This is a genomic window from Vibrio sp. KUL70, assembly GCF_059725515.1.
The window spans coordinates 26,866-50,472 of record NZ_AP045834.1 but is presented as its reverse complement, the minus strand read 5'-3'; the positions used below and the strand labels follow the sequence as shown (position 1 = coordinate 50,472).

At 46.0% G+C, this 23,607-nt stretch carries 13 protein-coding genes, 9 tRNA genes and 2 rRNA genes; 6 read left to right on the top strand and 18 right to left on the bottom strand.

Annotated features, from left to right (window positions below):
• Nucleotides 1–33 precede the first annotated feature (33 nt).
• From AC6I7V_RS00225 to AC6I7V_RS00185, 9 genes are all read right to left on the bottom strand, one after another.
• On the bottom strand, nucleotides 34–972 hold the full coding sequence (locus tag AC6I7V_RS00225; RefSeq protein WP_255229529.1) for an ABC transporter permease: 939 nt from the start codon (nucleotides 970–972) through the stop codon (nucleotides 34–36).
• 2 nt (nucleotides 973–974) lie between these two features.
• Nucleotides 975–1,952, bottom strand: a complete 978-nt coding sequence (locus tag AC6I7V_RS00220; RefSeq protein WP_032551023.1) for an ABC transporter permease — start codon at nucleotides 1,950–1,952, stop codon at nucleotides 975–977.
• Nucleotides 1,953–2,127: 175 nt separating this feature from the next.
• Nucleotides 2,128–3,681 (bottom strand): ABC transporter substrate-binding protein, encoded by a 1,554-nt coding sequence (locus tag AC6I7V_RS00215; protein ID WP_498011084.1) that lies wholly within the window; start codon nucleotides 3,679–3,681, stop codon nucleotides 2,128–2,130.
• A 95-nt stretch (nucleotides 3,682–3,776) separates the two neighbouring features.
• Nucleotides 3,777–5,504: a dipeptide ABC transporter ATP-binding protein gene (locus AC6I7V_RS00210; protein ID WP_261882328.1), complete on the bottom strand. Its 1,728-nt coding sequence runs from the start codon at nucleotides 5,502–5,504 to the stop codon at nucleotides 3,777–3,779.
• A gap of 1,063 nt (nucleotides 5,505–6,567) precedes the next feature.
• Nucleotides 6,568–6,644, bottom strand: a tRNA-Pro gene (locus AC6I7V_RS00205).
• 10 nt (nucleotides 6,645–6,654) lie between these two features.
• A tRNA-His gene (locus tag AC6I7V_RS00200) sits at nucleotides 6,655–6,730 on the bottom strand.
• Between the two features lie 43 nt (nucleotides 6,731–6,773).
• Nucleotides 6,774–6,850: transfer RNA gene (locus AC6I7V_RS00195), tRNA-Pro, on the bottom strand.
• 65 nt (nucleotides 6,851–6,915) lie between these two features.
• Nucleotides 6,916–6,991, bottom strand: a tRNA-His gene (locus AC6I7V_RS00190).
• 48 nt (nucleotides 6,992–7,039) lie between these two features.
• Nucleotides 7,040–7,116, bottom strand: a tRNA-Arg gene (locus AC6I7V_RS00185).
• A 296-nt stretch (nucleotides 7,117–7,412) separates the two neighbouring features.
• Between AC6I7V_RS00185 and AC6I7V_RS00180 the strand changes: the two genes are divergently transcribed.
• Nucleotides 7,413–7,826: a c-type cytochrome gene (locus AC6I7V_RS00180; RefSeq protein ID WP_255229532.1), complete on the top strand. Its 414-nt coding sequence runs from the start codon at nucleotides 7,413–7,415 to the stop codon at nucleotides 7,824–7,826.
• Nucleotides 7,827–7,880: 54 nt separating this feature from the next.
• Here the strand turns inward: AC6I7V_RS00180 and rep are convergent, their stop codons facing one another.
• Entirely contained in the window at nucleotides 7,881–9,899 is a 2,019-nt protein-coding gene (gene rep, locus AC6I7V_RS00175; protein ID WP_255229533.1) for a DNA helicase Rep, read from the bottom strand.
• A gap of 179 nt (nucleotides 9,900–10,078) precedes the next feature.
• Between rep and AC6I7V_RS00170 the strand changes: the two genes are divergently transcribed.
• From AC6I7V_RS00170 to ubiK, 4 genes are all read left to right on the top strand, one after another.
• Nucleotides 10,079–10,660: a TetR/AcrR family transcriptional regulator gene (locus AC6I7V_RS00170; RefSeq protein ID WP_255229534.1), complete on the top strand. Its 582-nt coding sequence runs from the start codon at nucleotides 10,079–10,081 to the stop codon at nucleotides 10,658–10,660.
• A 17-nt stretch (nucleotides 10,661–10,677) separates the two neighbouring features.
• A complete protein-coding gene (locus AC6I7V_RS00165; RefSeq protein WP_498011083.1) occupies nucleotides 10,678–11,784 on the top strand; it encodes an efflux RND transporter periplasmic adaptor subunit in 1,107 nt (368 codons plus the stop codon).
• A gap of 11 nt (nucleotides 11,785–11,795) precedes the next feature.
• Nucleotides 11,796–14,918, top strand: a complete 3,123-nt coding sequence (locus AC6I7V_RS00160) for a multidrug efflux RND transporter permease subunit (RefSeq protein ID WP_498011082.1) — start codon at nucleotides 11,796–11,798, stop codon at nucleotides 14,916–14,918.
• A 120-nt stretch (nucleotides 14,919–15,038) separates the two neighbouring features.
• The gene (gene ubiK / locus AC6I7V_RS00155) at nucleotides 15,039–15,290 is read left to right on the top strand and encodes a ubiquinone biosynthesis accessory factor UbiK (protein ID WP_032551009.1); all 252 of its coding nucleotides are present in this window, start codon (nucleotides 15,039–15,041) and stop codon (nucleotides 15,288–15,290) included.
• A 57-nt stretch (nucleotides 15,291–15,347) separates the two neighbouring features.
• Here ubiK and AC6I7V_RS00150 read toward each other — a convergent pair whose 3' ends face one another.
• Both AC6I7V_RS00150 and ilvC read right to left on the bottom strand, forming a co-directional pair.
• Nucleotides 15,348–16,541, bottom strand: a complete 1,194-nt coding sequence (locus AC6I7V_RS00150) for an ISL3 family transposase (RefSeq protein WP_498011081.1) — start codon at nucleotides 16,539–16,541, stop codon at nucleotides 15,348–15,350.
• Between the two features lie 322 nt (nucleotides 16,542–16,863).
• A complete protein-coding gene (gene ilvC / locus AC6I7V_RS00145) occupies nucleotides 16,864–18,348 on the bottom strand; it encodes a ketol-acid reductoisomerase (RefSeq protein ID WP_498011080.1) in 1,485 nt (494 codons plus the stop codon).
• Nucleotides 18,349–18,495: 147 nt separating this feature from the next.
• Between ilvC and ilvY the strand changes: the two genes are divergently transcribed.
• Nucleotides 18,496–19,386: an HTH-type transcriptional activator IlvY gene (ilvY, locus tag AC6I7V_RS00140; protein WP_498011079.1), complete on the top strand. Its 891-nt coding sequence runs from the start codon at nucleotides 18,496–18,498 to the stop codon at nucleotides 19,384–19,386.
• 124 nt (nucleotides 19,387–19,510) lie between these two features.
• Here ilvY and AC6I7V_RS00135 read toward each other — a convergent pair.
• From AC6I7V_RS00135 to AC6I7V_RS00110, 6 genes are all read right to left on the bottom strand, one after another.
• Nucleotides 19,511–19,601, bottom strand: a tRNA-Ser gene (locus AC6I7V_RS00135).
• A 97-nt stretch (nucleotides 19,602–19,698) separates the two neighbouring features.
• A 5S ribosomal RNA gene (gene rrf, locus AC6I7V_RS00130) occupies nucleotides 19,699–19,814 on the bottom strand.
• A gap of 119 nt (nucleotides 19,815–19,933) precedes the next feature.
• Nucleotides 19,934–22,825: ribosomal RNA gene (locus AC6I7V_RS00125) — 23S ribosomal RNA — on the bottom strand.
• A 452-nt stretch (nucleotides 22,826–23,277) separates the two neighbouring features.
• Nucleotides 23,278–23,353, bottom strand: a tRNA-Val gene (locus tag AC6I7V_RS00120).
• Between the two features lie 67 nt (nucleotides 23,354–23,420).
• Nucleotides 23,421–23,496, bottom strand: a tRNA-Lys gene (locus AC6I7V_RS00115).
• Between the two features lie 2 nt (nucleotides 23,497–23,498).
• Nucleotides 23,499–23,574, bottom strand: a tRNA-Glu gene (locus AC6I7V_RS00110).
• Nucleotides 23,575–23,607: the final 33 nt, after the last annotated feature.

Sequence of the window (23,607 nt, the reverse complement as noted above, 5' to 3'; positions counted from 1 at the left end):
TGAGCTTTTTTATTAAAAATCAATCGCTCGGGATCAACCTTTATAAATTTTCGGGTTAAACACATCACGTAACCAGTCACCAAGCAGGTTGATAACCAGTACCAACGTTACCAATAGCACACCTGGGAAGGCAGTAATCCACCATGCACCAGAGAAGATGTAGTTGAAGCCGATACTGATCAGTGCGCCAAGTGATGGTTGATCTACCGGAAGGCCAAGACCTAGGAAAGAAAGTGCCGCTTCTGACATGATGGCATTTGCCACCTGTACTGTAGAGATAACCAAAATTGGAGATAGGCAGTTCGGTAGAATGTGACGGAACATAATGCGAGGTGCTTTAAAGCCCATAACACGTGCCGCTTCGACATACTCTTTCTTCTTCTCCGCCAATACCGACGCACGAATCGTACGCGCATACTGCGGCCATTCAGCAATACCGATAATCACCACCAGCATCACTACTGCATACTGAGCGTAGAAATCACTACCAAAGCTCGCCTTAAAGATAGCGGAAACAATGATCGCAACCATCATAGTAGAGAACGAAAGCTGAACATCAGCGAAACGCATTAGGAAGCTATCGATACGACCACCGAAGTAACCCGCTGACAGACCGATAATGATACCCAGTGTTAGCTGAAGACCGACCGCCAAGAAACCAATCGTTAGCGACAGACGCGAGCCGTAAAGCATGGTTGATAAAATGTCACGACCTTGCTCATCTGTACCTAGAAGGAAACGCTCGTCACCATCTTCCATCCATGATGGCGGTAGCTCAGAGTCCATAATATCAATCGACGTCACATCGTATGGGTCAGTCGGTGCGATAATCGGCGCAGCCAGAGCCATCACTAAGAATGCGGTAAAGACAGCGAAGCTGAACATCGCCACTTTGTCACGTAAGAAGTAGTACAGAATGTCTGACTGCTTGAAGCGCTCCCAACGAGATGGAGCTGTTGTTGATTGTTCCATGATTATGCTCCTTTCCCTGTAATGTTCACTGTTGGGTTAATAATGCCGTATAGCAGGTCAACAATGGTGTTGGTTACGACGAAAATCAGACCAACGAAAATAACGTATGCGGTAATCAGTGGTGTATCCACTCGGTTAATCGCTTCAAGGAATAGGAAACCGGTACCCGGCCACTGGAATACGGTTTCAGTAAGAATGGTGTAAGCCACCATAGTACCAATCTGAACACCACCCACCGTTAGTACAGGTAGCATTGTGTTTTTCAACGCATGTTGGTAGTAGATCTTGTTCAGTGCTAAGCCTTTCGCTTTACCGAACTTGATGTATTCAGAGCTTAATACTTCCAGCATTTCAGAACGCACCAAACGAATGAATAGCGGCAACATGATAGAAGCTAGCGCAATACTTGGCAGAACTAAGTGTGCAAGGCCATCTAAGGTAAAGAAGCCAGACTCCCAGCCAAGCCAGTTGGCGGTTTCACCACGCCCATAAGAAGGCAGCCAGCCAAGCTCAATAGAAAATACATACATTAGCATAATGGCCGTTAAGAACACCGGAATCGAGATACCGATACTACTGCCCGCCATCACCAACTTGGTAAAGAAGCTTTTTGGGTGAATCGCCGAGTAAACCCCAAGCGGGATCGACAAACAAACAATGATAAGCGATGCACCAAACACTAACTCAAGTGTGGCTACCAGCTTATCTAAAATAACGTCCACAGCTGGACGCTTAAAGAAGTACGAAGTACCAAGATCACCCTGTAGAGCTGCGCCTACAAAGCGAGTGTATTTTGTAATGAAGGGATCGTTGAGGCCCAGTTCATCACGCAGCGCTTGACGCTCCGCTTCTGAAACAGACTGACCTACCAACTCACGTAACGGGTCGCCCAGGTTATCCTGAATGGCAAACGCCACCAAACTGATCACAAACATCACTATCAGTGCCTGAAACAGGCGCTTGACCAGAAACGTAAACATTCCTTGCCCCTTATCTATCCATGACTGTCTAGTTAAATCCGTAACCAGACAACAAATATTCAGTCTTAAAAAAGGTATCTAGCCAGACTGAAGGAAGACTAAATACCGAAACTTAATAGAACAACTTAAATAGTGAGAGCCTGAACCAACAGGCTCTCGCATCTAGCAAGCTAGATTATTTTACAACTAGGTCACCGAAGTAAGGCATCACCATTGGGTTAACGATATCAGCCGCACCAACGTTAGACTTCGCGCCCCACGCTTCACTTTGCCAGTGTAGCGGTACGAATGCTGCGTCGTTGTAAAGTGTCGCTTCAACGCCTTTCAGCATTTGAGAACGCTTAGCAGGATCCGTTTCAGTGTTAGATGCTTCTACGATTGCGTCCATCTCTGGGTTTGAGTAACCAGAACAGTTGTACTGACCGCGACCTGTCTCTTCGTTACGAGTCATGGTTAGGAACTCGTTAAAGTTCGCAGAATCTTCCGTATCTGAGTGCCAACCGATCATCATCATGTCTGCTGAACATAGATCAAACTCAGGCCAGTATTGCGCTTTAGGCATTGTCTTCAGGTCAACCTTGATGCCAATCTTAGACAGCATTGCTGCAGATGCTTGAGCAACTTTTGCATCGTTCACGTAACGGTTGTTTGGTGCCATCATAGTTAGCGTGAAGCCATCTGCGTAGCCCGCTTCTTTCATCAGCTCTTTTGCTTTCTTAAGATCGTAACGTGGCACTAGCTCCTCGTTGTGACCTGCGTAGCCTGTTGGGCTTTGCTGACCAGCGGCTGTTGCGAAGCCTTTCATGATCTTCTTAACGATACCTTCGTTGTTGATTGCATGAACAATCGCCTGACGAACGCGAACATCTTTCAGAGCTTCGTTGCTGTTTTGGTTCATTTGGAACGTGATGATACGAGTACCAGGTAGCGTCACAAGGTCGATGCCTTTCGCGTTGCTAACACGCTTGTGGTCGTTTGGCGCTACTGGGTGAATCATGTCTACGTCACCAGAAAGAAGTGCAGCTACACGCGTTGCGTCTTCTTTAATTGGTACTAGCGTTAGGTTATCAACGTTACCTTTTGACTCCTTGTCCCAGTAATCGTTGAAACGTTTGAATTGAACTTTTACGCCCTGCTCACGCTCAGTAACGATGAATGGACCTGTACCAGAAACGTTCGTTGAAGCGAACGAGTTACCGTGCTTCACTAGCTCTGATTTATCTTTACCATCCGCAGTCTTACCAGAGTAGAACTTGCTGTCCATTGGGAAGATGTAAGTCGCTGTTTGTAGTACTAGTGGGTAAGCCGCTTTCGATACTAGCTCAACTGTGTAGTCATCCACTTTTACCATCTTCTCATACGGTGCGAAGATAGACTTAAAGTCTGGAGACGCTTGTAGACGCTCGAAAGTCCACACAACATCGTCAGCTGTTAGTTCGTTACCAGAGTGGAATTTCACACCCTTACGTAGGTTAAAGCGGAAAGTCGTTTCATCAACACGCTCCCAGCTAGATGCCAGGCGGCCTTCAAAATCCATCTCTTGAGTGAAACGTACTAGAGGGTCAAACACCATGTGAGACATTTGCAGTGTGCCACCAGACAGCTGCTCGTGCGGGTCAAGTGATACTGGGTCAGCTGCGTAGCCAACGGTAATATCTGCTGCTGCTGCACTAAAGCTTAGGCCAGCTGCCATCAAAGCGACTGCTAATTTGCTTTTCATGGTTTTCATTTGCATAACTCCTTCATGCGGGAATCCAGATCCCTAGTTGTTGTATTTGCGTCTGTTTTATTTTTTAAAGCAGGCTCAACCTCGCCCGCTTACATTTATACCGCGGCGTTCGCCACTGCTTTTTCTTCACGTAAGCCTGTAAACTCAGGCATTAAAGAAATCAATTGTTTGCTGTACTCATGCTGAGGTGATTGGAACAACTGTTCGGTCGGCGCAACCTCAAGCAGTGTACCCATCTGCATCACACCCACGCGGTCACACATCTGACGAATAACCGGTAAATCGTGACTGATGAACAGCATGGTTAGGTTTAGCTCATCCTGTAGGTCTTTTAGTAGGTTAAGGATTTGAGCTTGAACCGACACATCCAGTGCCGACGTTGGTTCATCACAGATCAGAAGACGAGGACGAGTCGCCAGAGCACGAGCGATAGAGATACGCTGACGCTGGCCACCAGAGAATTCGTGTGGATACTTAACACCCGCCATCTTACCCAGACCTACGTGATCTAACAGATCGTGTACGATCTGACGCGTTTCATTCTCGTTACGCGTTAGCTTATGGAAACGGATAGGCTCAGCAATGATGTCGAATATCTTCATTCGAGGGTTCATTGATGTGTAAGGGTTTTGGAACACCATCTGCATCTGACGACGCATTGGACGGCGCTCTTTCTCTGACTTAAGGGCTGTCAGATCAACACCTTCAAAGGTGACCTTGCCTGAGTTTGGTGCGTACAAACCAGCAATCACACGTGCAATTGTTGATTTGCCTGAGCCTGACTCACCCACAAGACCAAAGGTTTCCCCTTCATGCACTTCAAAACTCACGTTATTTGAAGCTTGGACATACTCACGACGACTCTCAAAGAACGAATCTTTAGTGGTAAAACGTAGGTTTACGTTTTCCACATTCAATAATGGACCTGTGTATTCACGGTGATCTTGGCTTTGACCCAACCAGTGGTTTTTAACATCCAGAGGTTCCATCTCGTGCGCTTCTTCGATGTAGCTCACCAGAGGGAAGCGATCAAGTTTGCGATCCGAACGTGGAACCGCAGAGATCAAGCTGTGCGTGTATGGGTGCTCAGGAGTACCAAGGACTTGCGCCGTTGGACCAAACTCAACTAAGTCACCGCGGTACATTACCGCGACACGATCGGTTACGTTAGAAACCACACCCATATCGTGCGTTACCAACATACAACCTACATTCTTCTTGATACACAACTCACGAATCAGACCTAGGATTTGGTCTTGAATCGATACATCCAGTGCTGTGGTTGGTTCATCAGCAATGATAAGATCTGGCTCACCCGCCAGTGCAATTGCGATAACCACACGCTGACGCATACCGCCAGAGAATTGGTGAGGGTACTGTTTCAGACGGTTCTCAGGTTGAGGAATGCCTACCTGATTCATAAGATCCAGAGCGCGCTGATACGCTTCTTCGTCAGAAACGTTCATATTGGCGTGGATCGTTTCTTTCAGTTGCTGCTCAACGGTGAAAAGAGGGTTAAGAGATGTCATCGGGTCTTGGAAAATGAACCCGATCTTTGAACCGCGTACTTTGCGCATATCTTCAGGTGATAAACCTGATACTTTCTCACCATCTAAGAAGACTTCACCACTCGCGATGCGACCTGGAGGGCTCAGTAGATCGATAACCGCGTTACCAACCGTTGACTTACCAGCACCAGACTCCCCTACTACGCCCACGATCTCTCCTCGCTCAATATTGAACGAGAGCGATTTCACCGCAGCGTGCACACCATGACGAGATGGGTATTCGATACGAAGATTTTTTACTTCTAAAAGTGACATTACCAGACCTCTACTGCTTTGGCAGTTTTCTGCCCTGTCTGCAAAATTGAATCCATTCTTACCAGAATAATGTTCTGATATTTTATACGATTGACAATTTGGCAAATAATTCACAGAAAAGCAACAAAAATAGGATAAAAAGTCGACATTAAACGTCAAGCAAGCAAAAACACCATATAATTATTCAGTTGTTAAGCATATAGTAAGAAGAATTCAGCATTTATCTTGCATTAGAAAAGCCAAGCAAACACCTTTATACATATACTTGTATAAGATTTCCTGACCGTTAAAGCACTTTTTACCTTTAGTCAATTTAGGTAAATAATTATTCCAAAAATCAATTAACATTATAGAAACATAAACTAAGTTTGGTAAAAATACCCGATACTTAATCCAAATAACATCACAAACACAGAAGTTTAAACCAAGTTTTATTTACAGAATTGATAGTAAGATCTACTCAAAACTGGCAGTAATATTTGGGGGATCATAGAGCTTTGAAAAGAAAAATTACCGTAGACACTCTCCCAACCTGAACCTCAATAAGGTTAAGTAAAGTTTCCCAATAAGCAAAACATCGTCTCAATAAGGTTTGGTGATAAATCCCTCACCAACCCAAGAAAAACAACATTCTCCCAATCATGAAAATGCCCCAAAAAGACAAGAATGCTTAGTATTGGTGCAGAGTTTCATCAACCACTTCAATAAATTAATCGTCGTAGTATTGAATTAGGGCAAACCCTATCCACTTGATGGTGTTCATATGCTTTTAAGTGCATTTAAAAATGATAAATAGACAACACTGATCGTTCATTTGTTTATAGAGATAGACGGGAAGTACTAGGAAGTAATAATAGAAGCTTTATTGAGGATGTCAGAGAAAGATAGATGAAAAAAAGCCCCGTCATTTCTGACGCGGACGGCTAGTTGAGGCTTTCTTATAGTGGTCGGTGAAGAGGGATTCGATCGGACTGGCGTACCAGCCCCCGCCCCTCTGGTCCAAAAATTATCTACATTACAGACGTAAAAAAGCCCCGTCATTTCTGACGAGGCTTTCTTATAGTGGTCGGTGAAGAGGGATTCGAACCCCCGACCCTCTGGTCCCAAACCAGATGCGCTACCAAGCTGCGCTATTCACCGACAAAATTAATGGGGTGGCTAACGAGATTCGAACTCGCGACCACCGGAATCACAATCCAGGGCTCTACCAACTGAGCTATAGCCACCACTAATTTTTTTGTATAACCGCCGAAGCGATTATTGAAATAGTGGTCGGTGAAGAGGGATTCGAACCCCCGACCCTCTGGTCCCAAACCAGATGCGCTACCAAGCTGCGCTATTCACCGACTTATGTTTTGTTCCGATTTTATCAGAACTGGGAGCCGAAGCTACCGATATTCTTAAAAGAAAATGGGGTGGCTAACGAGATTCGAACTCGCGACCACCGGAATCACAATCCAGGGCTCTACCAACTGAGCTATAGCCACCATTGTTTCTTTTTGCCAATTTCTCACTTGTCGAAACAAGTGTCCGGATGGCGCGCCTGAAAGGATTCGAACCTTCGGCCTTTGGCTCCGGAGGCCAACGCTCTATCCAGCTGAGCTACAGGCGCATGCCCTGTCGGCGGAGTGGAATAATACGTATATCACCCTAGGTCGTCTAGTACTTTTTTTATTTTTTTTCTCGTTTGCTCTCTTTTTCGACAGTTAATATGTGATAAACCCCTTATTTGAGTACTAGAACCCCCTATTGCCGATAAGTTGTTGTTTATTGCAACAACTTATCGGGATATAATCACCCATTATTTACATTGATTTAACAGTCGCTTTTTGCAACTTAAATCAACACACCCCTCTAACACTATAATTGGTAGGCACGTACTTACCTTGGGAATGTAAAGTGAGTTTAATGGATATGTCTCGTCGAATTTTAAGCCTTGTCATCGCAGCAGTGACTTTTTCAACGACAGCGGTCGCATCAGAACTGAGCCAAGCTGAGCATGATGCTATTGCTGAGCGCATCAAGCCCGTTGGTCAAGTTTACCTAGTGGGCAGCGAACCTGTTGCAGCAGAACCTACTGGTCCTCGTGATGGCGCAACTGTTTACGGTACTTTTTGTATTGCTTGTCACGCATCTGGCGTAAGTGGCGCACCAAAAACAGGTGATGCTGCAGATTGGGCACCTCGTATTGCTCAAGGCCGAGATATCCTAGCGGACCACGCAATCAACGGCTTCAACGCGATGCCAGCGAAAGGCTCATGTATGGACTGTTCAGACGAAGAGATCAAAGACGCTATCGAGCACATGATCGCTGGTCTGTAAGCAAACCAAAATTCTAAAAAGGAGACCACATGGTCTCCTTTTTGTTTTCCTGACTTATTTCTTATTAAACATCGCTCTGATATTGGCGATATGCGCTTGGCCTTTCTCCATGCGCTCTTCTTGTGACTGAGGCTTCTTCACTGTCTCCCACTCCACATCATCATGTGGCAATTCATCTAAAAAGCGGCTCTGCGTTGGTTTAATCAATTCACCAAACTGACGACGCTCACGACATTTAGTAAAGGTCAGCTCTTTCTGAGCTCGGGTAATACCCACGTACATCAATCGACGCTCTTCTTCGACATTACCTTCATCAATACTGGTTTGGTGAGGAAGAATTCCCTCTTCCGCGCCCATTAGGTAGACATATGGGAACTCGAGACCTTTAGAGGCGTGCAAAGTCATCAGTTGAACTTGGTCAGCATCATCGTCATCTTCACCACGCTCCATCATGTCACGCAGAGTCAGTCGCTGAACCACTTCTCTCAATGTCTTCTCTTCTTTATCGTAGTTGTCACCCTCAAGGTCAGCCACAATCCAACTATAGAGATCAGAGACGTTCTTCATGCGCATTTCTGCCGCTTTCGGACTCGCTGACGTTTCGTATAACCAATCTTCGTAGTTAATGTCGCGAACTAAAGAGCGAACGGCATCAACCGTATTACCACGCTCTGCATTATCTGAGATACGAACAATCCAATCGGTGAAGCGGCGCAGGTTCTCTAACCCTCGACCTGTCAGTGTCTGCTCCAAGCCCATCTCAAAGCTCGCCTCAAACAAGCTCTTACCACGCATGTTGGCGTAGCTACCCAGCTTCTCGAGTGTCACCGGACCAATCTCACGGCGCGGGGTATTCACAATACGCAAGAACGCGTTGTCATCATCTGGATTCACCAATACACGTAGGTAAGCCATAATGTCTTTAATCTCTGCACGTGCAAAGAAAGAGGTGCCACCTGAGATTTTATAAGGGATACGGTTTTGCATCAGAGCTTTTTCAATCAGGCGCGATTGGTGGTTACCACGATAGAGCACCGCATAATCTTTATATTCGGTACGATTTAAGAATTTGTGTGCGATGATTTCACCGGTTATGCGCTCCGCTTCATGATCTTCATTCTTAGCGTTGAGTACCTTGAGCTTTTCACCGTCTGGGATCTCAGAGAAAAGTGACTTTTCATACACGTGAGGGTTATTGGCGATCAGGATGTTAGCCGCTCGCAGGATACGACTGGTTGAGCGGTAGTTCTGTTCCAATTTAATTAAACGTAGATTCGGGTAGTCTTCACCCAAGAGCACCAAGTTTTGTGGTTTCGCGCCACGCCATGAGTAGATCGATTGGTCATCATCACCTACCACGGTCAAGCGACCTCGTTCGCCGACTAACAGACGCACTAACTCATACTGACTGGTGTTGGTATCTTGGTACTCATCGACCAATAAATAACGAATGCGAGATTGCCAACGCTCACGCACTTCTTGATTGGTCTTCAGCAGTAATACCGGCATTGCAATCAGATCATCAAAATCAAGCGCGTTATACGCTTTCATCTGCTTTTGATACATTTCAAAACAGAAAGCAAAGAGCTGCTCTTGCTCACCTTTGGCACGCGCTTTCGCTTGATCTGGCGTGAGCATGTCATTTTTCCAGTTTGAGATGGTGCTCAATAGCTGACGCAGCAGGTCCTTATCACCATCGATCTGCTTTTCCGTTAGCTCTTTGAGTAGAGCGAGCTGGTCTTGATCATCAAACAGTGAAAAGCCTGCTTTTAAACCAAGCGCCTTATATTCTCGGCGGATGATGTTCAAACCCATGGTGTGGAAGGTCGAAACGATCAGCCCCTTAGATTCATTCTTACCTAATGTCTGTCCAACACGCTCTTTCATTTCACGAGCCGCTTTGTTGGTGAAGGTCACAGCTGCAATGTTTCGCGCCTTGTAGCCACACTCCTGAACCAAGTAAGCAATCTTGTTGGTGATAACTCGTGTTTTGCCCGATCCTGCGCCCGCTAACACTAAGCAGGGGCCTGATACGTACTTCACGGCTTCGTCTTGTCTTGGGTTCAGTCTCATTAGATTCTCGATGTCATCTCAGGGGTCAATTGGAATTTCCGCCTATAATAATGCTGCAATGTTATGAATGCTACGCTCTCTTGTACAAGATTTTTACGCTACTTGTACAAAACTTACTTGCATAAGTGGATGGTTCTTGAGCTATAATGAATGAACGTTCATTCATTAGTGATAAGATTATGAGTAATCATACGTCTCAAGATAAGCGCTTACAGATTCTATCTGCTGCTGAACGACTGATTGCAGAAGAGGGCTTTCAAGGCCTTTCGATGCAGAAGTTAGCGAAGGAAGCCGGTGTAGCTGCAGGCACGATATATCGCTATTTCGATGATAAAGAGCACTTAATTGAAGAGGTGCGCATTCAGGTTACTCAACGTATCGCACAAGCGGTTCAATCCGGAGTCGATGACTCAGAGCCGATTAAGCAGCGTTACAGAACCATGTGGCTCAACATATGGAACCTGGCTGGTACCGACATAGCGGCGATAAAAAACCGCGTTCAATACGACTCTTTACCTGTAACAAATAGCAAAACTTTCAGGGAACTAGAAAGAAAAATGTTTGCCCAAGTTGAGCTGTTGTTTGATGAAGGCAAAGAGCAAGGGCTATTTAAACCACTTGATAATCAAGTATTAAGTGGACTGAGCTTAGCGGCAAGTGTGTCACTCGCCCGCAAGCATTCTTTAGGTTTTTACCAACTCGATGATAAGGCTTTAGAAGCTGCCATTGAAGCGAGCTGGGATGCGATAATTCAACACTGATCGGAGTTTTGACCATAATGAAAAAGTGGACTTTCTTCATGTTACTCATTGCTGTGCTTCTTTTTGGCAGCGTTATTGGGTTCAACATGTTCAAACAACAAAAAATTGCTGAATACATGGCAAACCGACCTGAACCTGAGTTCCCAGTAACGGTAACTGACGTTCAGCCGATCGACTGGGTTCCAGTAATCGAGGCTATCGGTTTCATCGAGCCAAACCAAGGTGTAACACTGGCGAATGAAACCAGTGGTGTTATCGATCAAATTTCTTTTGAGTCGGGTACCGAAGTTAAGAGCGATCAACTATTAGTGCGTCTAGATTCTGACGTTGAGAAAGCAAATCTTAAAAGCTCTCAAGCGCGACTACCTGCTGCACAAGCTAAGTACAAGCGTTACCAAGGCCTATTCAAAAAAGGTTCTATTTCAAAAGAAGCCTACGATGAAGCAGAAGCAAACTACTTCTCTTTATCTGCTGATATTGAGAGCCTAAAAGCTTCGATCGCTCGTCGTGAAATTCGCGCACCCTTTGACGGTACTGTGGGTATTCGTAATGTGTACCTAGGTCAATACCTTCAATCTGGTACGGATATCGTTCGTTTAGAAGACACCAGTGTGATGCGCCTGCGCTTTACGGTTTCTCAAACGGACATCTCTCGCATCAATGTCGGCCAAGCGGTCGATATCTTTGTTGATGCTTACCCAGAGACACCGTTTGAAGGCTCTATTAGTGCTATTGAACCAGCAGTAAGCGTGCAAAGTGGTTTGATTCAAGTTCAAGCCGACATTCCAAACAGTGATGGCAAGCTACGTAGCGGTATGTTCGCTCGTGCCAACATCATTCTACCGACTCTAGAGAACCAAGTTGCGCTGCCTCAAACAGCGATCACTTTCACTCTATACGGTGACAATGTTTACATCTTGACTGAAGAAGATGGCGTGAAACGCGTTACACAACACGTAGTAAAAGTAGGTGAACGTACTACAGACATCGCACACATCCTAGAAGGTGTAAAAGCGGGTGATGTGGTCGTGACTTCAGGTCAAGTTCGTCTAAGTAATGGTGCCAAGGTGAGAGTTGTTGAGAGTGATGCAATCACACCACCTTCTGAAACACCTCAGTTATAATTGGAGTCACAATGCGCTTTACTGATGTTTTCATTAAACGTCCAGTTCTAGCGGTATCCATCAGCTTTTTGATAGCACTGCTTGGTTTACAAGCAATCTTCAAGATGCAGGTGCGTGAATACCCAGAAATGACGAATACCGTAGTAACCGTTACCACAAGTTACTACGGTGCGAGTGCCGATCTTATCCAAGGTTTTATTACTCAACCTCTTGAGCAAGCAGTTGCCCAGGCGGATAACATCGACTATATGACTTCATCTTCGGTTCTTGGTAGCTCTACCATTACCGTAAACATGAAGTTGAACACAGATCCAAATGCCGCTCTATCGGACATATTGGCCAAGACAAACTCGGTTCGTTCTCAGCTTCCAAAAGAGGCAGAAGATCCAACTGTAACCATGTCTACGGGTTCGACAACGGCGGTACTGTACATTGGCTTTACCAGTGATGAATTGGCTTCGAGCCAGATTACCGACTACCTAGAGCGTGTAATCAACCCGCAGCTATTTACGGTAAACGGTGTATCGAAGGTTGACCTATACGGTGGTATGAAATACGCCCTTCGCGTATGGCTAGACCCGTCAAAAATGGCAGCAGTTGACCTCACTGCTAGCGATGTGATGACGGTATTGAACGCTAACAACTACCAATCAGCGACAGGCCAAGCGACGGGTGAGTTCGTACTTTACAACGGTAGTGCCGACACGCAGGTTTCGAATACGGAAGAGCTAGAAAACCTTGTAGTACGAAGCGGCGAAGGCGAAATTATCCGTCTATCTGACATTGCTAAGGTTTCTCTAGAGAAAAGCCACGATGTTTACCGAGCAAGTGCCAACGGTCAGGAAGCGGTTGTTGCAGCGATTAACGCAGCACCAAGTGCAAACCCGATCAACATTGCAGCAGATGTACTTGAGCTTCTTCCTCAACTAGAGAAGAACCTACCAAGCAACATCTCGATGAACGTGATGTATGACTCGACCATTGCAATCAATGAATCTATTCAAGAAGTTATGAAAACCATTCTTGAAGCAGCTTTAATTGTATTGGTCGTGATTACACTATTCTTAGGTTCGTTCCGTGCAGTACTGATTCCAATCGTTACTATTCCACTGTCTCTAATCGGTGTGGCAATGGTAATGCAGGCGATGGGTTTCTCATGGAACCTGATGACGCTACTGGCAATGGTACTCGCTATCGGTCTGGTGGTAGATGATGCGATCGTTGTTCTTGAGAACGTCGACCGTCACATCAAGCTTGGTGAATCGCCATTCCGTGCAGCGATCATTGGTACTCGTGAAATCGCGGTTCCAGTTATTGCAATGACACTGACGCTAGGTGCGGTATACGCGCCAATCGCGATGATGGGTGGTATTACGGGCTCACTATTTAAAGAGTTTGCACTAACACTTGCCGGTTCAGTATTTGTATCGGGCATTGTGGCACTAACACTTTCTCCTATGATGTGTTCAAAGATGCTTAAAGCTCACGCTGAGCCAAGTAAGTTTGAGCAGAAGGTGCACAGTGTTCTTGATGGTATGACTAACCGTTATGAGCGCATGCTTGGTGCTGTTATGCAGCATCGTCCAGTGTTCATTGGTTTCGCTATCATCGTATTTGCAAGCCTGCCAATGCTGTTCAAATTTATCCCGAGTGAGCTCGCGCCATCTGAGGATAAAGGTGTAATCATGCTGATGGGTACCGCACCGTCGAATGCGAACCTAGATTTCATGCAAAACACCATGAATGACGTCAACACGATTCTATCTGATCAACCAGAAGTAGCGTACGCTCAGGTGTTTACTGGTGTGCCAAACGCAAACCAAGCCTTCGGTATCGCATCTATGGTGCCTTGGAGTGAGCGTGAAACCAGTCAGTCTGACGTTGCTAACCGTGTAGGTGAATTAGTTAAAGATGTTCCAGGAATGGCAGTAACGGCGTTCCAAATGCCAGAACTTCCAGGTGCAGGTTCAGGTCTTCCAATTCAGTTTGTTATTACAACACCAAACAGCTTTGAGAGCCTTTTCCAGATCACAACAGACATTCTGGCAGAAGTATCTTCAAACCCGCTATTCGTTTACTCAGATCTTGATCTGAACTACGACTCAGCGACCATGAAGATCAATATCGACAAAGACAAAGCGGGTGCTTACGGCGTGACCATGCAAGATATCGGTATCACGCTAGGTACTATGATGTCCGATGGTTACGTAAACCGTATCGACCTCAATGGTCGTTCGTACGAGGTTATCCCACAGGTTGAGCGTAAGTTCCGTCTAAACCCGGAATCGATGAACAACTACTACGTGCGTGCAGCTGATGGCAAAGCCGTTCCTCTGGGCAGTTTGATTACTATTGATGTGGTGGCTGAGCCTCGCTCTCTTCCTCACTTCAACCAACTGAACTCAGCAACGATTGGTGCCGTACCTGCTCCAGGCGCTGCGATGGGTGATGCGATTGCATGGTTTGAGAACATTGCAGAGACCAAACTACCAAGTGGCTACAACCATGACTACATGGGTGAGGCGCGCCAATACGTAACCGAAGGTAGCGCGCTATACGCAACATTTGGTCTAGCACTGGCGATCATCTTCCTAGTACTGGCGATTCAGTTCGAGTCGGTGAAAGATCCACTGGTTATCATGGTTTCGGTACCACTGGCGATCTGTGGTGCATTGATTGCCCTTGCGTGGGGTGCAGCAACCATGAACATCTACTCACAAGTAGGTTTGATCACACTGGTTGGTCTGATTACCAAGCACGGTATCTTGATCTGTGAGGTGGCAAAAGAAGAGCAACTGCACAACAAGAAATCACGTATTGAAGCAGTAATGGAAGCGGCGAAGGTTCGTCTACGTCCTATCCTGATGACCACTGCAGCGATGATCGCAGGTCTTATCCCACTGATGTACGCAAGTGGTGCAGGTGCTGCTCAACGTTTCAGTATCGGTATTGTTATCGTTGCTGGTCTAGCAATTGGTACTATCTTCACGCTATTCGTGCTGCCTGTGATCTACAGCTACCTAGCAGAGAAACACAAACCACTACCGGTTTTTGTTGAAGATAAAGACCTAGAGAAACTAGCACGTGTCGATGAAGCGAAAGCGGCACACCGAGAGTTAGCGGACAACAACTAACCTCAAGTTTCACGTTAATCGCAAAAAGGTCACTTCGGTGACCTTTTTTTATACGCCACAGGCGACATCTCCACTGCGATTAAATAGAATAGTAGGAAATAATCAGGAGTTTTAATTGATATGTTTGATCCAAAAAAACTAGAGCAGATTGCGAAACAAATCCATGACTCTATGCCTCAGCCAGTGAAAGAGCTGGGTTCTGATGTGGACCAAAAGGTTCGCCAAGTTATCCAAGGCCAACTAAACAAGCTAGACGTCGTCAGCCGTGAAGAGTTCGATGTTCAAACTCAGGTTCTACTACGTACACGTCAGAAGCTAACTGAGATGGAACAAAAACTAGCAGATCTAGAAGCGAAGCTCGCTGACAAATAAGCGTAAATGCAAAAATACAAAAGGGTTGATGTGTAAGCATCAACCCTTTTTTATGGTTCATCGCGGCTTTCCGGGGAAAGCCGCTTTTATCTTCAAGAAGAAGTAGTCAGTATCTCGATAACCATATCCCATTCGCTTGATTAGCTTTATCTTGTTGTTTATCCCTTCAAGCGTGCAGGTATTTAACGGATAACTTGCCGATGCGATAACCCCGTGAAGATATGGTCTGAGTTTTCGTGCGAACTCTTTTAATGGCTTAATCCCACTATCCTGCACTTGTTCCCACCACGCGTCCCAGAGCCCCTTAGCGTGCCCTTCTGATTCACAATACCAAAGCTCTTTGAGTTGTGCTCCGAGTATATAAGTGGTCATTAAGTCCTTATTGATATTCAATATTTCAGTAAGATAGCTTTCTTGGCGTGTATTTAAGTTGCCTCTATTTTTCAGCAGTACCCAGCGTGAACGCTTCACCCATTGCCTCGCTTTTTTGTCTTGCTTAAGTTTGTGAGCTTGGTCGACTCTAACTCTATCCATCACCTCGCGACCGAACTTAGCGACAACATGGAATAAGTCGTAAACGATTTTTGCGTTCGGACAGTGCGCTTGAACTTCAAGATCGAAAGCCGTATTCATGTCCATCGCGACGGCTTCGATATTTATCCCATGCTCGCCTAATTGCTCGAAGAACGGTCGTATGTCTTTGCGGCTACGACCTAATCCTATCCAAATGACTTGGTGAGTCTTAGCATCAGCGATGACCGTGGCATATCGATGTCCTTTAAAGATGGCGAACTCGTCCATGACGAGTTGCCTTAGGTCTTCCCATTTTATTGACGGTACAACTTGTCTAAGCCGGTGTTTATCTATCTCTTTAATTGTGTGCCAATGAACGCTCGTTAATTGGGAGATATGCTTAATAGGGAGAAGAGGTAATAGTTGTTCTATATAGCTTTTTAGGCGCTTCGTTATGCGAGCATAAGGCTCTAACCAAGATAGAGACTCTGTTTTTATGCCGCAGTCGCGACACTTAATCCTTCGAGTTTGAACGGAAAGTTCAACTGGAACACCGAGTAACATGGCATCCTTTACATGACGCCATTGATACTCATGGATAGCTTCGGCTTCAAGACCACAGAGGCATTTAGCTTCAGAGTTAGGTTTAAGAGTAAGGGTAATAAGTGTTGCTGTCTGGTGAGACTTTACTATTTGAAAGCCTTCCCAGAATGAAGATAGGAAAGTATGATTCGGCATGGAAACGGTAGTTTGTGTATGATTTTTGTTTGGCGACTAAACCATATCACTTACTACCGTTTTTGTTTTAAGTTCCCGCTAATCCGCGATGAACCTTTTTTATACGCTCGTATTCTGGAAGGTATACTCCAAGCAATACTCTTCCATTGCTTTAAGGCGTGATAGTGAAGACATACATCGTCCACATCTTCAGGAGCAAGTTGGCGAGCTCTGTAAAAACAAAAAGGCTTGGTCAACGGCGACCAAGCCTTTTAATTAGATGTTGTGTTTTTTATTTATGACTCCAATTTTTTTGGAGTTCTCTAAATTCTTGCGATGCTAATTAGCCGCCTACTGCGATGCGCTTCATGTCGCTCATGTAAGCACGTAGCTCTTCACCGATGTACTCAACTGGGTGGTTACGGATAGCTTCATTCACTTCGATTAGACGAGCATTGTCTACTTGGTTAGATGATTCACCTAGACCTTTACCAATAACGTCTGTAGATACTGAAGGCATGAACTTCTCACGTAGTAGTGGCGTAGCTACGTTAGCAAATAGGTAGTTACCGTATTCTGCTGTATCAGAGATTACTACGTTCATTTCGTATAGACGCTTACGAGCAACCGTGTTTGCGATCAGTGGAAGCTCATGTAGAGATTCGTAGTATGCAGACTCATCGATGATGCCAGATGCAGTCATTGCTTCGAACGCTAGCTCAACACCAGCACGAACCATTGCAACCATTAGGATACCGTTGTCGAAGTACTCTTGCTCAGAGATTTCAACATCACCTTCAGGGTAGTTTTCGAATGCAGTTTGACCTGTCTCTTCACGCCAGCCTAGCAGGTTCGCATCGTCGTTTGCCCAGTCAGCCATCATAGTGCTAGAGAAGTGACCTGTGATTACGTCATCCATGTGCTTGTTGTACAGTGGACGCATAAGCTCTTTTAGCTCTTCAGAAAGCTCGAACGCTTTGATTTTCGCTGGGTTTGATAGACGGTCCATCATGTGTGTCACACCACCAAACTTTAGTGCTTCCGTAACAGTTTCCCAACCGTACTGTAGAAGCTTACCTGCGTAGCTCGGGTCAATACCTTCAGCAACCATCTTCTCGTAAGAAACGATAGAACCAGCTTGTAGCATGCCACATAGAATAGTCTGTTCGCCCACTAGGTCCGATTTCACTTCAGCAACAAATGAAGACTCTAGACAGCCCGCACGGTGACCCCCAGTACCAGCAGCCCATGCTTTCGCGATATCCCAACCTTCACCCTTTGGATCGTTCTCTGGGTGAACAGCGATAAGAGTCGGAACACCGAAGCCACGCTTGTATTCTTCACGTACTTCTGTACCTGGACACTTAGGTGCAACCATAACAACCGTTAGGTCTTTACGAATCTGCATGCCTTCTTCAACAATGTTGAAGCCGTGTGAGTAACCTAGTGCAGCACCCTCTTTCATTAGAGGCATTACTGTCTCAACAACGTTTGTATGCTGTTTGTCTGGAGTTAGGTTGATCACTAGATCTGCTTCAGGGATTAGGTTTTCGTAGCTATCTACTTCAAAACCGTTCTCTTTTGCGTTTTTGTAAGATTGACGCTGCTCGTCAATCGCAGCCTGGCGAAGTGCGTAAGCTACGTTCAGGCCAGAGTCACGCATGTTTAAACCTTGGTTCAGGCCTTGAGCACCACAACCAACGATAACGACTTTCTTACCTTTCAGGTAATCCGCTTCAGTTGCAAATTCGCTGCGGTCCATGAAACGACAACGACCTAATTGGTCTAGCTGCTCGCGTAGGTTTAAAGTATTGAAATAGTTAGCCATCTGGGCGCTCCTTTTAAGAATTTTTCCGTTGAGGTCGGTAGCTTTGTTACCGAATGAGTTCATACTAAAACAGACATGCGGTTGCTTAAAGTGATATATTCACAATTAGTTATTGCAATTAATGCAACGTGGAAACATTCGTAATATATGAACATAAAATCATTACAGTTATTCATACATTTGTGTGACAGCAAAAACTTCAGCAAGACTGCGGCGGCGATGCACGTCAGCCCATCAGCTTTAAGTCGCCAAATACAGAAACTCGAAGATGAAACAGGGCAAGAGCTGCTGATTCGAGATAACCGTAGTGTCGACCTCACTCCAGCAGGAAAACAACTGCTTCCTGTTGCCCTCAATATTGTCAGTGAATGGCAGCAGTACAACCTTCATTTAAAAGGCGGAGAACAAGAGCTGAAAGGTGAGATTCGAATCTTCTGCTCAGTGACTGCAAGCTATAGTCATCTGCCTGAGTTAATTACTGAGTTTCGAGCTCTCCATCCTTATATTGAATTTAAACTCTCAACGGGCGACCCAGCTCAAGCGATAGATAAGATCCTCAATGACGAAGTCGATATCGCTATTTCTGCTAAGCCAGATATCCTTCCATCACGCCTCGAATTTGAAACGATTAGTGATATCCCGTTATCTGTTATCTCTCCAGCAGGAGTCAGTAGCTTCAGCCAACAACTACAGTCTGAGCACATCGATTGGAATGAGCTGCCATTCATCATCCCAGAAGCAGGCACAGCTCGTGAGCGCGCCAATGCATGGTTTAAGAAGCTGAAAATCAAACCTAATATCTATGCTCAGGTATCTGGACATGAAGCGATAGTCAGCATGGTAGCGCTTGGATGTGGTATTGGAATTGCTCCAGATGTAGTGATCAACAATAGCCCGGTAAGAGATAAGGTTGAACGCTTAAAGATAGAACCTATTAAGCCTTTTGAGCTTGGTGTATGTTGCAAGCGGGCGCAACTGGATAACCCACTCATCCGAGCGCTCTGGCAGGTTGCAGAAGGGAAGTACCTAACGGATTAACTATCTTTTCTCGCTAATAGATAGAACGACATGGAAGGGCACACTAGTGCTCTTTTTTGTGATTTGAATTCGACACGACAGAAATGAAAAAAGCCCGCTGATTTCTCAGCGGGCTTTTCAATGGTGGTGGAGGGATAGGGATTTGAACCCTAGAACCGCTATTAACGGTTGCCGGTTTTCAAGACCGGTGCTTTCGACCACTCAGCCATCCCTCCAACAAATTGTTACTAAAATCAGTCTTATTTTGATGCTGTTTCTAGTTTTGCTTTCAGTATTCCTCTAAACGATAAGTTAACTGAAAACGTAAATAAAGCCTGGCGATGTCCTACTCTCACATGGGGAAGCCCCACACTACCATCGGCGCTATTGCGTTTCACTTCTGAGTTCGGCATGGAATCAGGTGGGTCCACAACGCTATGGTCGCCAAGCAAATTCTTTCTTCTCTGATTTTCTTTCAGAAAAGTAATCTGGAAAGCTGTTTCTGTTCTCTTCAAACTCATTCAAGCGTTTGTATGTCTTGAGTCCATCAAAACCCCTTGGGTGTTGTATGGTTAAGCCTCACGGGCAATTAGTACAGGTTAGCTCAACGCCTCACAGCGCTTACACACCCTGCCTATCAACGTTCTAGTCTTGAACAACCCTTTAGGACACTTAAAGTGCCAGGGAAGACTCATCTCAGGGCTCGCTTCCCGCTTAGATGCTTTCAGCGGTTATCGATTCCGAACTTAGCTACCGGGCAATGCCATTGGCATGACAACCCGAACACCAGAGGTTCGTCCACTCCGGTCCTCTCGTACTAGGAGCAGCCCCCTTCAATCTTCCAACGCCCACGGCAGATAGGGACCGAACTGTCTCACGACGTTCTAAACCCAGCTCGCGTACCACTTTAAATGGCGAACAGCCATACCCTTGGGACCGACTTCAGCCCCAGGATGTGATGAGCCGACATCGAGGTGCCAAACACCGCCGTCGATATGAACTCTTGGGCGGTATCAGCCTGTTATCCCCGGAGTACCTTTTATCCGTTGAGCGATGGCCCTTCCATTCAGAACCACCGGATCACTATGACCTGCTTTCGCACCTGCTCGAATTGTCATTCTCGCAGTCAAGCGGGCTTATGCCATTGCACTAACCTCACGATGTCCAACCGTGATTAGCCCACCTTCGTGCTCCTCCGTTACTCTTTGGGAGGAGACCGCCCCAGTCAAACTACCCACCAGGCACTGTCCGTAATCCCGATTCAGGGACCAACGTTAGAACATCAACACTACAAGGGTGGTATTTCAAGGACGACTCCACCACATCTAGCGACGCGGTTTCAAAGTCTCCCACCTATCCTACACATGTAGGGTCAATGTTCAGTGCCAAGCTGTAGTAAAGGTTCACGGGGTCTTTCCGTCTAGCCGCGGGTACACTGCATCTTCACAGCGATTTCAATTTCACTGAGTCTCGGGTGGAGACAGCGTGGCCATCATTACGCCATTCGTGCAGGTCGGAACTTACCCGACAAGGAATTTCGCTACCTTAGGACCGTTATAGTTACGGCCGCCGTTTACCGGGGCTTCGATCAAGAGCTTCGACCGAAGTCTAACCCCATCAATTAACCTTCCGGCACCGGGCAGGCGTCACACCGTATACGTCATCTTACGATTTTGCACAGTGCTGTGTTTTTAATAAACAGTTGCAGCCACCTGGTATCTGCGACTCTCGTCAGCTCCATCCGCAAGGGACTTCACCGATAAGAGCGTACCTTCTCCCGAAGTTACGGTACCATTTTGCCTAGTTCCTTCACCCGAGTTCTCTCAAGCGCCTTGGTATTCTCTACCCGACCACCTGTGTCGGTTTGGGGTACGATTCCTTACAATCTGAAGCTTAGAGGCTTTTCCTGGAAGCATGGCATCAATGACTTCACCACCGTAGTGGCTCGACATCGTATCTCAGCGTTAAGAAAGTCCGGATTTACCTAAACTTTCCGCCTACGTACTTGAACCTGGACAACCGTCGCCAGGCCCACCTAGCCTTCTCCGTCCCCCCATCGCAATTGTAAGAAGTACGGGAATATTAACCCGTTTCCCATCGACTACGCCTTTCGGCCTCGCCTTAGGGGTCGACTTACCCTGCCCCGATTAACGTTGGACAGGAACCCTTGGTCTTCCGGCGAGGGAGTTTTTCACTCCCTTTATCGTTACTCATGTCAGCATTCGCACTTCTGATACCTCCAGCAGCCCTTACAGACCACCTTCAACGGCTTACAGAACGCTCCCCTACCCCGCATACTAAAGTATGCAGCCGCAGCTTCGGTGTATAGCTTAGCCCCGTTACATCTTCCGCGCAGGCCGACTCGACCAGTGAGCTATTACGCTTTCTTTAAATGATGGCTGCTTCTAAGCCAACATCCTGGCTGTCTGAGCCTTCCCACATCGTTTCCCACTTAGCTATACTTTGGGACCTTAGCTGGCGGTCTGGGTTGTTTCCCTCTCCACGACGGACGTTAGCACCCGCCGTGTGTCTCCCGGATAGTACTTACTGGTATTCGGAGTTTGCAAAGGGTTGGTAAGTCGGGATGACCCCCCTAGCCTTAACAGTGCTCTACCCCCAGTAGTATTCGTCCGAGGCGCTACCTAAATAGCTTTCGGGGAGAACCAGCTATCTCCAGGTTTGATTGGCCTTTCACCCCTAGCCACAAGTCATCCGCTAATTTTTCAACATTAGTCGGTTCGGTCCTCCAGTTGATGTTACTCAACCTTCAACCTGCCCATGGCTAGATCACCTGGTTTCGGGTCTATATCCAGAGACTGAACGCCCAGTTAAGACTCGGTTTCCCTACGGCTCCCCTAAACGGTTAACCTTGCCACTGAATATAAGTCGCTGACCCATTATACAAAAGGTACGCAGTCACACCACGAAGGTGCTCCTACTGCTTGTACGTACACGGTTTCAGGTTCTATTTCACTCCCCTCACAGGGGTTCTTTTCGCCTTTCCCTCACGGTACTGGTTCACTATCGGTCAGTCAGTAGTATTTAGCCTTGGAGGATGGTCCCCCCATATTCAGACAGGATATCACGTGTCCCGCCCTACTCGATTTCACTGATTATGATGTGTCGGTTACGGGGCTATCACCCTTTATTGCGGCACTTTCCAGAGCCTTCACCTGCATCATTAAAAGCTTAAGGGCTAATCCAATTTCGCTCGCCGCTACTTTCGGAATCTCGGTTGATTTCTCTTCCTCGGGGTACTTAGATGTTTCAGTTCCCCCGGTTTGCCTCTTGTTGCTATGTATTCACAACAAGATACTTACTTATGTAAGTGGGTTTCCCCATTCGGAAATCCCAGACTCAAAAGGTTTTTACTACCTAATCTGGGCTTATCGCAAGTTAATACGTCCTTCATCGCCTCTGACTGCCAAGGCATCCACCGTGTACGCTTAGTCACTTAACCATACAACCCGAAGAAGTTTCGAGTTGATGATTTATTTGCTTTCACTTGCTTATTTGATTTCACTTTAAAAAGTGAAGACAAATGGCAGTGAAGACAAAATAGCAACCAAGGTTTTTGGTTGTAATAAGAAGGGTTAGTTCTTATTACGTGTTTGCCGGACTCAATTTTTGCTTTTTATTTTCACTTTTTAAAAGTGAAGACAAAAAGCCAAGACACTTGAATGTGTTTGTGTTGTGTTTATACCGTTCTTATTAAATAAGAGCAGATAAACATTGAGAACTTTTAATTTGATTTAAATAACTCTGTTATTTAAATCAGTCAGCTTTCCAAATTGTTAAAGAGCATGAGACTTCGTTAGAAGTTCATTTTCTAAAGACTCTCACAGTCGAAAAATCCAACCAGCAACCTAAATTGTGGTTTGGAGTTTTGAACTTCCAAGAATATTTAGAGAATGGTGGGCGATACCGGGCTCGAACCAGTGACCCCCTGCTTGTAAGGCAGGTGCTCTCCCAACTGAGCTAATCGCCCACGATAGTTTCCTCTTGCTTTCACTTTTTAAGAAAAGTGAAACAAAAGCCATTCTTCGCGGAAAGAATGGTGGGTCGTGCAGGATTCGAACCTGCGACCAATTGATTAAAAGTCAACTGCTCTACCAACTGAGCTAACGACCCAATGGTATCCCGTAGGGGAGTCGAACCCCTGTTACCGCCGTGAAAGGGCGGTGTCCTAGGCCTCTAGACGAACGGGACACTGCGTGAAGATATTGGGATATCTTCGTCTCT